Annotated in this window: 12 protein-coding genes; all 12 read right to left on the reverse strand. The window is 50.0% G+C overall.

The window, feature by feature from the left end; genetic code table 11:
- Nucleotides 1-277 precede the first annotated feature (277 nt).
- The 12 genes from OCU21_RS06455 to OCU21_RS06510 all read right to left on the reverse strand — a co-directional run bounded on the left by OCU21_RS06455 (nucleotide 278) and on the right by OCU21_RS06510 (nucleotide 11,642).
- A complete protein-coding gene (locus OCU21_RS06455; protein WP_261806618.1) occupies nucleotides 278-1,222 on the reverse strand; it encodes a metal ABC transporter substrate-binding protein in 945 nt (314 codons plus the stop codon).
- A complete protein-coding gene (locus OCU21_RS06460; protein WP_261806619.1) occupies nucleotides 1,222-2,130 on the reverse strand; it encodes a metal ABC transporter permease in 909 nt (302 codons plus the stop codon). The genes OCU21_RS06455 and OCU21_RS06460 overlap by 1 nt, the downstream gene beginning before the upstream one ends.
- Entirely contained in the window at nucleotides 2,127-2,870 is a 744-nt protein-coding gene (locus tag OCU21_RS06465; protein WP_261806620.1) for a metal ABC transporter ATP-binding protein, read from the reverse strand. The genes OCU21_RS06460 and OCU21_RS06465 overlap by 4 nt, the downstream gene beginning before the upstream one ends.
- A 1,005-nt stretch (nucleotides 2,871-3,875) precedes the next feature.
- Entirely contained in the window at nucleotides 3,876-4,856 is a 981-nt protein-coding gene (locus OCU21_RS06470) for a DUF1129 domain-containing protein (protein WP_261806621.1), read from the reverse strand.
- Between the two features lie 47 nt (nucleotides 4,857-4,903).
- On the reverse strand, nucleotides 4,904-6,004 hold the full coding sequence (gene ychF / locus OCU21_RS06475) for a redox-regulated ATPase YchF (protein WP_261806622.1): 1,101 nt from the start codon (nucleotides 6,002-6,004) through the stop codon (nucleotides 4,904-4,906).
- 92 nt (nucleotides 6,005-6,096) lie between these two features.
- Nucleotides 6,097-6,336, reverse strand: a complete 240-nt coding sequence (locus OCU21_RS06480; protein ID WP_261806623.1) for a DUF951 domain-containing protein — start codon at nucleotides 6,334-6,336, stop codon at nucleotides 6,097-6,099.
- A 9-nt stretch (nucleotides 6,337-6,345) separates the two neighbouring features.
- Complete coding sequence (locus tag OCU21_RS06485) at nucleotides 6,346-7,218, reverse strand: ParB/RepB/Spo0J family partition protein (RefSeq protein WP_261806624.1); 873 nt, start codon at nucleotides 7,216-7,218, stop codon at nucleotides 6,346-6,348.
- On the reverse strand, nucleotides 7,205-7,975 hold the full coding sequence (locus tag OCU21_RS06490; RefSeq protein WP_125600932.1) for a ParA family protein: 771 nt from the start codon (nucleotides 7,973-7,975) through the stop codon (nucleotides 7,205-7,207). Before OCU21_RS06490 ends, OCU21_RS06485 begins: the two co-directional genes overlap by 14 nt.
- Nucleotides 7,976-8,977 (reverse strand): ParB/RepB/Spo0J family partition protein, encoded by a 1,002-nt coding sequence (locus OCU21_RS06495; protein ID WP_261806625.1) that lies wholly within the window; start codon nucleotides 8,975-8,977, stop codon nucleotides 7,976-7,978.
- A 45-nt stretch (nucleotides 8,978-9,022) separates the two neighbouring features.
- Nucleotides 9,023-9,760, reverse strand: a complete 738-nt coding sequence (rsmG, locus tag OCU21_RS06500) for a 16S rRNA (guanine(527)-N(7))-methyltransferase RsmG (RefSeq protein ID WP_261806626.1) — start codon at nucleotides 9,758-9,760, stop codon at nucleotides 9,023-9,025.
- Between the two features lie 35 nt (nucleotides 9,761-9,795).
- Nucleotides 9,796-10,134 (reverse strand): hypothetical protein, encoded by a 339-nt coding sequence (locus OCU21_RS06505; protein ID WP_261806627.1) that lies wholly within the window; start codon nucleotides 10,132-10,134, stop codon nucleotides 9,796-9,798.
- A 209-nt stretch (nucleotides 10,135-10,343) separates the two neighbouring features.
- Complete coding sequence (locus OCU21_RS06510; RefSeq protein ID WP_261806628.1) at nucleotides 10,344-11,642, reverse strand: MFS transporter; 1,299 nt, start codon at nucleotides 11,640-11,642, stop codon at nucleotides 10,344-10,346.
- Nucleotides 11,643-12,693 lie beyond the last annotated feature (1,051 nt).

Genomic DNA, 12,693 nt, shown 5'->3' on the forward strand with positions numbered 1-12,693 from the left:
TGACCTCAATCTCGCAAAAGCACTTCGTCAAATCCTTCGCTTCGATTGCAGATAGGCGCACTACTGCCCAGCAACCGCCTCAGGGCGTGTGGCTCAGCAGTGAAATTTGTCTTTGTGGCTTTGCCACTTAGACAAAGACCTGATTTTGAGACAAGCCGCGCCCTTTGCGGATTGGCTCAAAACAGCGTCCACTGTGTTCCAGCCACTACAAACGCCCTGAGGCGGTTGCGTCACCATCTAAACCCAACCACACCCGCAATCAAGCAAAACCCAATTTTTACCCTTTGGTCAAACCAGCATGGATCTGATCCAAATTCCACTTCATCATGTCGTAATAGGTATCGCCAGTCTTGCCTTTTTGCGCCAGTGAATCGGTGAAGATCTTGGAATAGATCGTCAGACCCGTTTCCGTGGCTACTTTGTTCATCGACTTCGGTGACACCGAGGTCTCGACGAAGAGACTTTTGACTTGGGAGTGGTCGATCTGCTTGAGCACGGCCTTCATTTGTTCCGGCGTGCCCTGCGCCTCGGTGTTGATCTCCCAAATATAAGCGGGCGTGACGTGATAGGCCTTGCTGAAATATTTAAAGGCGCCTTCCGAGGTGACTAGTAACCGCTGGGCTTTGGGAATATCGAGAAATTGTGAGGTTGCTTGTTTGTGCAACTTGGTCAACTTGGCGATATAAGCGTCCGCGTTTTTTTGATAATAAGCGGCGTTTTGCGGATCTCTTTCTTTGAGGACCTTGGTGATCGTTTTGACGTATTGGATGCCATTGGCCAGGTCGAGCCAGGCGTGGGGATCTTCTTCCTTGACGTTGGTGGTCAAGTGCAAGGCGGTCACGCCGGCGCTGGCAGCGAAAACGTCGCGATTGAATTTCTTGCCGGAGGTTTCGACCAGTTTCTTGAACCAACCGTTGCCGCCGGTTTCCAAGTTCAGGCCGTTGTGAAACAACACATCGGCTTCGGCCGCGGCGGAAACGTCGGCGGGACGGGGTTCGTACTCGTGAGGATCGGTACCTCGCTTGACGATGCTATACAGCTCGATGCGGTCCTGACCCACATTATGGACCATATCTTCAAGGATCGAATTGGTGGTCACCACGCGCAATTTGCTGTCAGCGGATACGCGTTTCGCGGCAGTATTACCGCGATTATTCAGGAAAAACCAAGTCCCGCCAATAATCAGGAAAACGCTGAGAAAAGTTAAGATCGCTTTTTTCATTAACGGTCACCGCCTTCGTTGGTCGCTAGCGTCTCAACCGCAGCTGCTTGTGGCGCTGGCGCGGTTTTCTTGACCCGGTGGCGCAAGAAAGCTTGCTTGGGTGACAGTAGGAAGGAGATCAGGAACAAGCCCGCCGCTACTAAAACGATGGCTGGACCAGACGCCCAGTTGAAGGTGTAGCTGAAATACAAGCCGGTGATCGAAGAAAGGACGCCGATACCTCCGGCGAGAAACAGCATCGTGGTCAATTTGTCGGTCCACAGAAAGGCGGTCGCCGCTGGTGTGATCAACATCGCCACCACCAGAATAATGCCGACAGTCTGTAAGGCGGAAACGGTCACCAAGGTCAAAACCAACATTAGCGCGTAATGGAGGATCTGCACCTTGAGCCCATAAGTTTGCGCGTAGGTCGCGTCAAAAGACGTGATCAATAATTCCTTGTAGAAGAAGGAAACGAACAAAATCACGATTCCCAACACCACCGCCGTCGTCATAATGTCGCTGTCACTGACCGCTAGAATATTCCCAAACAGAATATGATGCAAGTTAGTCGAGCTTTCCGCCATGGAAATCAGAATGAAGCCCAACGCGTAGAAGGCGCTGAAGACCACGCCGATGGAGGTATCTGTTTTGATTTTGCTATGGGACGCGACGAAGCCGATCAATAACGCCGCCAGGATTCCGAACAAGGACGCCCCGATCAGGATGTTGAAGCCGAACATATAGGCCACCGCCACCCCAGGCAAAACCGCGTGAGAAATCGCGTCGCCCATCAAGGACATCCCCCGCAAAATAATGAAACTCCCGATCACGCCGGACATGACGCCAACCATAATGGCCGTGATCAAGGCGCTTTGCAGGAAATCATATTTGCCCAAAGCGTTAATAAAGTCGATCAATGAATTCATTCGCCTACCCCCGTTTTCTCTGTGAACAGTACCGCCGATAAATCAGCGCTAAATGCTTGGCCAATATTAGCGGGATTGTAAACCGCGCTGGTTGGGCCGTAATCGATCACGCCATGATTCATCACCACTAAATCGTCGAAATACCGGGAAACCTTATTCAAATCGTGATGAACCACAATGATCGTTTTGCCTTGGTCCCGCCATTGTTGCAAAATTGCCATGATCGCCGTCTCGCTTTGCAGGTCGATCCCCACGAACGGCTCATCGAGAATAATGATCTCCGCCTGCTGAACGATCGCCCGAGCCACAAAGACCCGCTGCAACTGGCCCCCAGACAAGTTACCGATCTGCCGCTTCTTGAAATCGCTCAAGCCAACTTGCGCCAACGCCTGCTCCGTTTCCGCCCGCTCCTTAGCGCCTGGACTGCGGAACAAGCCAAGCCGGCCGTAAGTCCCCGTTTCCACCAAGTCGAAAACATTGATCGGAAAAGTAAGATCCAGATCCTTACGTTGTTCTACATATGCGACCTGCTTTTGGACTTGTTTCATGGTTTGATCATTGTAAGCGACAGTGCCCTGCTGCGTTTTGATCAGTCCCAAAATCGCCTTGATCAGCGTTGACTTGCCAGCCCCGTTCGGCCCAATGATCCCCGTGATTTTGCCAACCTGGAATGTTACATCCAGGTTCGCGAAAACCGGGGTCTCATCATAGGCCACGGTTAAATTCTTGATTGTTAACATAGTGCGCCTCCCCTTTTTGATATCGCTCTTCTTGAAGTCTACTGGAAAGTTTCGTTAATTGCAAGAACTTTGTTAATCTAGCCTAAATATACAATTAAACCGAAATGTTATTCTAATTAGCTTGAGCTAATTTTACGATTGCATCCATATGTTCTTAAAGGAGGTTGGCCGCAGCTTGCGCTGCGAAATTCGGGGTGAGCTCGCTGTGGGCGTCACTTTGAGCTTTTCGGAAGGACACCGAAAAGCTCAAAGCTGAGCCTTGTCCTAAGTGGCAAAGCCGCCAAGGACAATTTCACGGCGAGCTCACCCCGAATTTCTTCGCTCCAGCCGCTCAACGTTATAGCAGCCGTTTGAACACTCACGCCAGCTGGCAGGCTATCGCCAATTGATGAGGAGCCACGTAATTGACGGCCGTGGTTAGTGAGTACAAGCTTTAAATTGGTGACACCAGTACAGTCTGCCTGATGAACTCGACCGGAATATCATGAATCAACTGAATTGGTCGGTTCTCACCTATGGATTGTTGTTTAGGAAATGAGTAGCGATATCCAACCCAATGCGAACTGTACCAACCAACTATCTAAATCCTTTGATGTTGCCGTACTACCCCAAAAGTGGGAGATGTTTTACCTCTAGCTTGCAATAGCACTTCGTCAGATATCTAGCTTCGATTGCAGATAGACTCCATTCTGCCTAGCAACCGCCTCAGGACGTGTGGCTCAGCAGTGAGATTATTCTTAGCGATTTATCGCTTAGAATAAGGCCTGATTTTGAGACAAACCGCGCCTTTTGCGGATTGGCTCAAAACAGTGCCCACCGCGTTCCAGCCACGACAAACGTCCTGAGGCGGTTGCGCCCCCATCCAAACCCAACTCTTCAGTCACTAAGCCAACACCAAAAAACAGAACCGGTCTCAAAACAAACACAAAAAAATCCCGCTCAACCTAAATTGAGCGGAACCATTTTTAACCCAAAAAATTTTTTCAAAGCAAACGGACGTTATAACTAGAACATCGTATTGCCCTTGATGTGATAGTGTCTGCGGAACAGATAACGTAGTCCATAAGCAGCTGCAGCCAGCAATAAGTAAGCCCAACCTGGCAAGACTATGTTTAAGCCTGGTAATAAAACCGAAAGGAAACTGATCAGCGTCATCACCGCGAAAACGGCAACAACCGAAATCAGGATCGTCCGCCACAATGGCCGACTTGGCTTGCGACCAGCTTTTTTAGCCGCCTGAGATTCGGCCATACCATCTGTGAACCAAGTCAGCAGGAACCCAAAGGCTAGTGACATCGTCAATAAGGTCAAGAATCCAGAACTGCTGTTGTTAGCGGCGTTGGTTTTCGTAAAGAGACCCATGACCCCAAAAACAACGGCCAGGATCACGAAGTACAACAAGGACCAATCGACGGAACGCATCCAGTATTTGATCTCGATCGGTTTTGCTGGCGCATGGATAATGTGGTCGACCTTGACCGTTGGCGCGCCATAGATCTGCGCAGCTGGCTTGCCGATCCGTTGCGCCGCAACGATCTCTGGCAAGAACTCATCGATTTTTTTGTCGGCGTCAGCTTCAGTGTAACCTGCGTCAACAAATAATTTATGCATTTTAAAAACATAATCGTCATTCTTATTAGTCAATTCCGCCCGCAATTCCGCTGGGCTCATTTCTTCAGGATCAGGACCTTGCGGACGTCTCCGTTCACTGCGGACCTTAGCTTGCTTGGCGCTGGCCGCTTGATTACGGCTGGTATTATCGTCGTTTTTGGCATCAGTCGCAGTCTCTGCTGGAGCAGTGGCGTCATCAGCCGCCGCGCTGTTCTTGTCTTGATCGGCGCTGGTGGCAACTTCAGTATCCTCCGCCTTCGCTGACGTGCTAGTTACGCTGGTGGCAACTTTTTTTTGATCCTGATCCACAGCACCTGTGGCCTTCGTGTCATCTGTTGCTGGTGTTTGCTGGTTATTTTCTTCGTTTGCTTTCACTAAAATATCGCTCCCTGATAAACTAAATTGATTGTAGCTTGTTTTGGCTAGACGTTGAAGCGGAACTCAATGATATCACCATCTTGAACCAAATATTCCTTGCCTTCCGACCGCAAACGACCGGCTTCGCGAACGGCCTGCATACTACCATACTTATCCAAATCGGTAAACGAGACCGTTTCAGCGCGGATAAAGCCGCGTTCAAAATCAGAGTGGATCACCCCGGCGACTTGTGGTGCTTTCATTCCCTTGCGGAAGGTCCAAGCCCGCGTCTCCTTACCGCCAGCGGTGAAGAAGGTGGCGAGACCCAGCAAAGAATAAGATGCTTTGATCAAGCGATCCAAACCAGATTCACTAGCGCCCTCTGCGGCCAAAAAGTCGGCTTTATCGGCTTCATCTAATTCCGCGATCTCTTCTTCGGTCCGTGCTGAAATACCGATCGCTTCCGCATTCTCACTGGCAGCATAATCACGGACGATCTGGAAATATCGGTCATCTTCAGGAGCGCCCATCGCCTCCTCAGCGATGTTTGCCACGTATAGGACTGGCTTCGCCGTTAACAGGAACAAGCCTTTGACGATCTTGGCTTCATCTTCGTCAAACTCGATCGAACGGACACTGTCGCCAGCTTCCAGAACCGGCTTGATCTTCTTCAAAACGGCAAATTCGGCTACGGCCTCTTTATCCTTGGTCCGCGCGACCTTTTCCACGCGTTCGTAACGCTTATTGATGCTTTCCAAATCAGCCAAAACCAATTCTAGATTGATCGTTTCGATGTCATCCAGCGGATCGACTTTACCAGTGACACTGGTAATATTATCATCATCAAACGCCCGAACCACGTGGATGATCGCGTCGACTTGGCGAATGTTTTCCAAGAATTTATTGCCAAGGCCTTCACCCTTACTGGCACCCTTTACGATCCCAGCAATATCGGTGAATTCAAAAGTCGTATGAATGATTTTTTTAGCCGGGATCAATTCATCGATCCGTTGCAACCGATCATCCGGCACTTCGACCATCCCCACGTTAGGATTGATCGTCGCAAAAGGATAATTGGCCATTTCGGCACCGGCCTTGGTGATTGCATTAAATAATGTTGATTTACCAACGTTTGGCAAGCCAACGATACCAGCTGTTAGTGACATAATAAACTTCCTTTTTTCTGATTTGTTGATGAACTACTTAAAAACTGGAAAACTTGTCGGCGCTCGCAAAGTCCGTTCGCGCTATTTTCGCTCTAAGGCCGCTGTAATGGCGCCGGCCGAACATATTGTGGTTCTTGCTCGGGATCGACTTCTGCTGCTGGCAGCAATACTTTTTTCAGCTTTTTAGTAAAGTCGCGTCGTGTCAGCATGACCAAGTGGCCGCAGCCGAGACATTTGATCTTGATGTCGGCGCCAACACGCGTCACTTCCCAACGATTGGTCCCGCATGCGTGGGGCTTCTTCATTTGGACGATATCGCCTAATTCAAACATGACGCACCTCTAGTCTAAATGCATTTGCATCATTTCTAAAATCCGGTTCAAGTCTGCCGTCGAATCATAACTGATCTCGATCTTACCGGCACCTTTCTTGGTACTGTCGATCTTGACTTTTGTGCCTAATTGATCGATCAGCGCATTCTCAGTCGCAATGATAAACGGTGACTTGGCCGCTTTTTTCGGTTTACGCACTGGTTTGTCACTGTTCAGTTGCAAAACCAATTGTTCCAATTGGCGCACAGTTAGATTTTCTTTCAGGGCCTTCAAGGCCAAGTCATCGATCTGGTCTTTTTTCTTCAAGCTCAACAAAGTCCGCGCTTGGCCCATGGACAATTCGCCAGCTTGCAAATATTTCTTGGTTTGATCGGGCAAAGTCAATAAACGCAAATAGTTCGCGATGTAGGGGCGGCTTTTGCCGATCCGTTCCGAAACTTCTTCTTGCGTCAATGCTAGCTTCTTGATCAACGTTTGGTAGGCTTCCGCCTCTTCCAGTGGCGTTAGATCTTCCCGCTGCAAGTTTTCCAAAACCGCGATCTCCATCATCTGCGTTTCATCGATCTCACGCACGATCGCAGGGATCGTTTCCTTGCCGGCCAACTTGCTGGCGCGAAAACGGCGCTCACCAGCGATGATCTCATAACCATTGATGCTTTTACGGACAATGATCGGTTGGAAGACTCCACTTTGTTTGATCGAATTGGCCAGTTCTTGTAAGGCCTCTTGATCAAAAGTTTTCCGGGGTTGGTAAGGATTGGGCCGGATCTCCGTTAAGGCTAGTTCTTCAACAGCCTCTTTATCTGAATCAATGGCTTCGAAATCCGAGAAAATCGCATCAATGCCTCGACCCAGACCTTTTGAATTTTTATTGGTCGCCATTCGCCTTCATGACCTCCTTCGCTAAGGAAATGTAGACCTCAGCGCCACGAGACTTGGGATCATAATCAATGATCGGCAAGCCATAACTTGGCGCTTCCGCTAAACGCGTGATTCGCGGAATAACGGTCTTATAAACGCGTTCACGGAACGTTTTGCGTACTTCATCGATCACTTCGGCGCCTAAATTGGTCCGTGCGTCGTACATCGTCAAAAGTACGCCTTCGATCCCCAAATGAGCGTTGAAATGTTTTTGGACCAAGCGGACTGTGTTCAGTAATTGGCTCAAGCCCTCCAAAGCGTAATACTCACTTTGAACAGGGATCATGATCGAATCACTGGCAGTGAACGCGTTGATCGACAATTGACCTAAGGACGGCGGACAGTCGATCAAAATATAATCATATTGATCCCGCACTTCCCGTAAACCAGCCTCAAGCCGCTGTTCTCGCGCCATCTGGGAAGTCAATTCGATCTCCGCGCCTGCCAACTGGATCGTCGCCGGTACCACATCTAAATTGACTCGTTTCGTATGATAAGTCGCGGCCTTGATCGGCAACTCATTGATCAATACATCGTAAACATCTTTGGAAACATCAGACTTTTTGATGCCTAAGCCACTGGTCGCGTTGCCTTGAGGATCTGTGTCCACGATCAGGACTCGTTTGCCCGCTTCATTGAGACAGGCGCCTAAATTGATCGTTGTCGTTGTTTTACCAACGCCGCCTTTTTGGTTGGCGATCGAAATAATTTTAACCATTTAATTCTCCTCTTTAACCTTGGGATCGGATGAACGCGGGGGTTCAGGAACAGTCACGCTGATCGTGACTTGATAATTTTGACCATGTAGCGCTTCATGATAGGCCACTTTCGCACCGCTGGCCTCGACCAGCTTGATTGCTTGTTTGACTGTATTGACCGCAACCCGTAGATCAGCACTGCCCACATGTTGCTGCTGTTTAGCGGTCAACGACGCCGATCGCGTTGATTTAGTCGGTTGCTGGTCAGCCGACGTCGGGGTCACTGCTTTTTCTGTAACAGTCGGCGCGCTGAGCCGCTTGATCAGCTCGTCAGTCTGAGTGACTGTCAATTTGTCAGTCAAGATCTGTTTGAGCACGATCGCCTGTTCAGTTGGCCCTAATTTCAAAAGCGCGCGACCATGGCGTGGTGAGATCTGTCCGTTGGCTAACGCTTGTTGCGCTTCTTCAGGTAATTTCAGCAAACGTAATTTATTCGCGATATAGGACTGACTTTTACCGACCCGCTCTGCCAATTGGGCTTGCGTCAGCCCATTGATCTCCAAAAGATTTTGATAGGCGTAGGCTTCGTCGATCGAGTTGAGATCTTCCCGTTGTAAGTTCTCGATCACCGCCATTTCGGCCGATTCCTGTGCGTCCATTTGTTCAACGATCGCCGGGATCTGGCGCCAAGCCAAGGCTTGGACAGCTCGGAAACGGCGTTCACCAGCAATGATCTCATACTGTTGCGGCTGATATTCACGTAAAATAATTGGCTGTAACAAGCCATGGGCCGCGATCGTTTCCGCCAATTCACTGATCGACTCATCTGCGAATCGTTTCCGCGGCTGATGTCGATTAGGCACGATCTGTTTCAACGCCACTTCTTGGACTCGCTTTGCCGGCGGAGTCGGTCCCGCTGCCGACACTGCCGCAGTTGGCTCTGGCGCTATTTTAGCAGTTGGAACTTCTTCTGTTTTTGCTGACACTACTGGAACTTTTTTTTGACGATTAAAGAAAGCCATGGTGATCCCCCTTAATATTCTCGATACTGCCGCAAGCGTTGTCGCTTATAGGCCCCGATCGATCAATGGCGCCTTGGCAATTGTCCCCGGCTTCCGTGGATAGGTTTTAGGTGTTTCTTTCGTTTTCTTGATAATCATGATTTTACGTAAATCAGCAGTTTCTGGCAATGTCAACGTCTTCGTTGCCACGACTTTACCACCTAAAAGCTTAATGGCATAAGTGGCCGCAGCCAATTCCTCATCGCCCTTAGCGCTTTTCATCGCCACAAAATAACCGCCTTTTTTGACCAAGGGCAAACACAACTCCGCTAAGACTGGCAAACTCGCCACAGCCCGCGCCGTAACTACATCATAGCTTTGCCGATGACTGGAACGCTTGCCGCCAAAATCCTCCGCCCGATCATGATAAAAGGCCACCTGCTCTAAATTCAGTTCACCAGCCAACTCTTGTAAAAACTTGATCCGTTTATTCAAAGAATCCACGATACTGACCTGCAATCGTGGAAAGGCGATCTTCACAGGAAGTGAGGGGAAACCCGCCCCTGCACCAACATCCAATAAGGAACAAGTCGTAGTCTGCAACTCAGGTAACGCCAAGGCCAGAGTCAAAGAATCATAAAAGTGCTTCAAATAGACCTCGGGCTCTGCCGTGATCGCCGTCAAATTAACTTGTTTATTGGTCTGGACCAGCAACTGGTAATAAGTCGCGAACTGGCCCATCTGCCGATCCGTTAATTTAATACCTTGCTCGCCTAAGATCTGTCGAAAAGCTTCTGGTGACATGGTTTTCCTCATCTCCCGTGAAACAGTTTTGTGTTTCACACACTCCCTTTTACTTTAACGAAAAAAGCCACGTTTTGCAAGACGATTCCCGAGATTTTTGCGGCGATTGCTTGGGCCCAGAGTGCGAGCCGACTCGGGTAGCTCCTGATCCAAATCAGTTGGCATTGCCGTACCACCCCAAAAAGAGTAATTGGTTGACCTCTCGCTTGCAAAAGCACTTCGTCAAATCCTTCACTTTGATTGTAGATAAGCTCAATTCTGTTCAGCAACCGGCTGGGACTGCGCGGCTCAGTGGTGAAATTGTCCTTGGCGGCTTTGCCACTTAGGACAAGGCTCGATTTGAAGACAATTCCCGTTTTTGGAATTGGCTTCAAACGACGCCCACCACGTTCCAGTCCGCAACAGCAGTCCCAGCCGGTTGCGCTCACGCGCAACGCCCTACCACATCTGCACCATTAATCAGCCAAATCAAAGAGAGCTCCAGTGAACAATTGTTCCTGAGCTCTCTTTTTAGTTAATCTGTTTCAGTTAGGTTATTTTTCCGCAGACTAGTTGTTGATGATGCTGGAGCGAGCTTCCGAAATCACTCGACTTCGCTTTCATCGCTGTGATTGCTTAAAGCGGTTGATTTTGAGCCGATCACCCCGTGTTTAGCCAGTTCTTGTCGGCGGTAGGTCGCCATTTTCTTCAAGAAGAGCCAGCCGACGACGATATTCAAGATACCGGTGCCCAAAAAGATCCATTTAATATCGATCACGTCCGCCAGCGGCCCGAACATCAGGGTGCCGATCGGGGTGGTGGCGCCGACGAAGATCCCGAAGACTGAGAAGACGCGGCCCATAAATTCCGGTTCGACGTTTTCTTGGATCAAAGTCGTGTCCGCGGTAGGCAGCAGCGGGAACACCAGCCCGCCGATGGCCATGATCACGCAGTACCAAACGATATTGCTGGCAAAACCGATCACGCCAAAAACCACGCCACAGACGACCATGACCAAGGAAATCGCGCCGATTTTGTCCTTGATGACCTTGTGCAGAGACACCAAGACCCCGCCGACCACGCTGCCGATCGACCAGGCCACCTCCGACCAGGTCAGATACATCACGTTTTCGCCATAGGCTCGTTCAACGAACACCGGCGACAAAACACTGGCCGGCGCCAATAAAACGAAAAAGGCAAAGTAAGCGATCATCAAGCCTAAAATCAACGGCCGCATTTTGACATAGTTCAGCCCCGCGGCCATTTCTTGGAAAATCCCCAATTTCTCCCGGATCCGCGCTTGTGGTTTCAATTTCAGCGTGCCGATCATACTGATCCCGATCGTCGCTGTGATCACATCCAGCCAGAAAGCGAAGTTCAAGTCGAAGTTGGCCAGGATCACGCCCCCGATCGCCGGCGCCATCAATTGCGAGAACGACGCCAAAGTGTTGTAGATGCCGTTGATCCGTGAAAGATCCGAAGTCGGCGTAATGTCGGCGACCAGCGCGTTAACGCTAGGCGACTGAATGCCATTGCCCGCCGAGCGCGCTGCCAGTAAAATCAGCAGCAGCCACAAAGCGTCAATATCAAACGCGAACAGGATCGCCATTAGTAATGTGACCAAAGCGATCCCGCCATCGGCCATCATCGCCAATTTTCGCCGGCTGTACCGATCGGCCCAAACGCCAGCCCACAAGGAAATGATCACCGAGGGGACGGTGTTGGCCAGCGTGGCGTAGGTGACCCACATGCCCGAGCCGGTTTTCAAGGTGATGTACCAGACCACCGCGAAGCCGCTGACCATCGAGCCGAACATGGAGATGGTTTGGCTGATCAGTAGGATCGAGATTTGTTGGCGCCAATTCTTGGCCTTATTTTGTTGATAATTTGTTGAATCTGTCATAATTCCTCCAAAAACTTTCCCCAGAAAGTTTGTCTCTTCATTCGTTTGTTCTATTAAAATGCACCCTTTGCGATGCGCTTGATCTTGATAAAAGTAGACTGGCCGCAGCTTGCGCTGCGAAATTCGGGGTGAGCTCGCTGTGGGCGTCACTTTGAGCTTCGCAAAACCCGCGAATCTCAAAGCTGAGCCTTGTCCTAAGCGGCAAAGCCGCCAAGGACAATTTCACGGCGATCTCACCCCGAATTTCTCCGCTCCAGCCGCTCAACGTTATAACAGTTGTTTGAGCACTCACGCCAACGGGCAAGCTATGGACAATTGATGAGGGACCACGCAATTGGCGACCGTGTTTAGTAATCACAATTTTCAAATTGGTGACACCGGTACAGTCGGTCTAATGAACTCGGGCAAGTTCTGGATAAATCGGCTGAACAGTATTCGTGGACTATTCAATGTTGAGCGCGGACAATCCTATTGCACGACACGAACTAGTCTGACCAATTAACCTAAATCCGTTGGTATTGCCGTACCACCAAAAAATGGGCGATTGTTTTGACCTCAATCTTGCAAAATCACTTCGTCGGATACCCAACTCCGATTGCAGGTTGGCTCAAAACAGTGCCCACCGCGTTCGAAACAGAGTGTGCAGCGCAACGGTTTGACTTCGAGCATTAGCCTAGCAATGGCTTTGGAAGCGGGCCTTGCTTTCGGAACAATTGCGTAGCTAAGCACAGAAGTCAGTTGCGTGGAGCACGTTTCAATGTTGGCCGCAGCTTGCGCTGCGAAATTCGGGGGTGAGCTCGCTGTGGGCGTCACTTTGAGCTTCGCAAAGCCCGCGAATCTCAAAGCTGAGCCTTGTCCTAAGCGGCACAGCCGCCAAGGACAATTTCACGGCGATCTCACCCCGAATTTCTCCGCTCCAGCCGCTCAACGTTATAACAGTTGTTTGAGCACTCACGCCAACTGGCAAACTATCGCCAATTGATGGGGAACCACGCAATTGACGACCACGGTTAGTGGTCACAAGCTTTAAATTGGCGACACCGGTACAGTC

Source organism: Lapidilactobacillus luobeiensis, assembly GCF_024345205.1.
Lineage (GTDB): Bacteria > Bacillota > Bacilli > Lactobacillales > Lactobacillaceae > Lapidilactobacillus > Lapidilactobacillus luobeiensis.

Coding starts and splice junctions, on each gene's coding strand:
- ychF (WP_261806622.1), bottom strand. CDS start 6,004: ATGTCACTAACAGCTGGTATCGTTGGCTTGCCAAACGTTGGTAAATCA.
- OCU21_RS06490 (WP_125600932.1), bottom strand. CDS start 7,975: ATGGTTAAAATTATTTCGATCGCCAACCAAAAAGGCGGCGTTGGTAAA.
- OCU21_RS06465 (WP_261806620.1), bottom strand. CDS start 2,870: ATGTTAACAATCAAGAATTTAACCGTGGCCTATGATGAGACCCCGGTT.
- OCU21_RS06480 (WP_261806623.1), bottom strand. CDS start 6,336: ATGTTTGAATTAGGCGATATCGTCCAAATGAAGAAGCCCCACGCATGC.
- OCU21_RS06455 (WP_261806618.1), bottom strand. CDS start 1,222: ATGAAAAAAGCGATCTTAACTTTTCTCAGCGTTTTCCTGATTATTGGC.
- OCU21_RS06510 (WP_261806628.1), bottom strand. CDS start 11,642: ATGACAGATTCAACAAATTATCAACAAAATAAGGCCAAGAATTGGCGC.
- OCU21_RS06495 (WP_261806625.1), bottom strand. CDS start 8,977: ATGGCTTTCTTTAATCGTCAAAAAAAAGTTCCAGTAGTGTCAGCAAAA.
- OCU21_RS06485 (WP_261806624.1), bottom strand. CDS start 7,218: ATGGCGACCAATAAAAATTCAAAAGGTCTGGGTCGAGGCATTGATGCG.
- OCU21_RS06460 (WP_261806619.1), bottom strand. CDS start 2,130: ATGAATTCATTGATCGACTTTATTAACGCTTTGGGCAAATATGATTTC.
- rsmG (WP_261806626.1), bottom strand. CDS start 9,760: ATGTCACCAGAAGCTTTTCGACAGATCTTAGGCGAGCAAGGTATTAAA.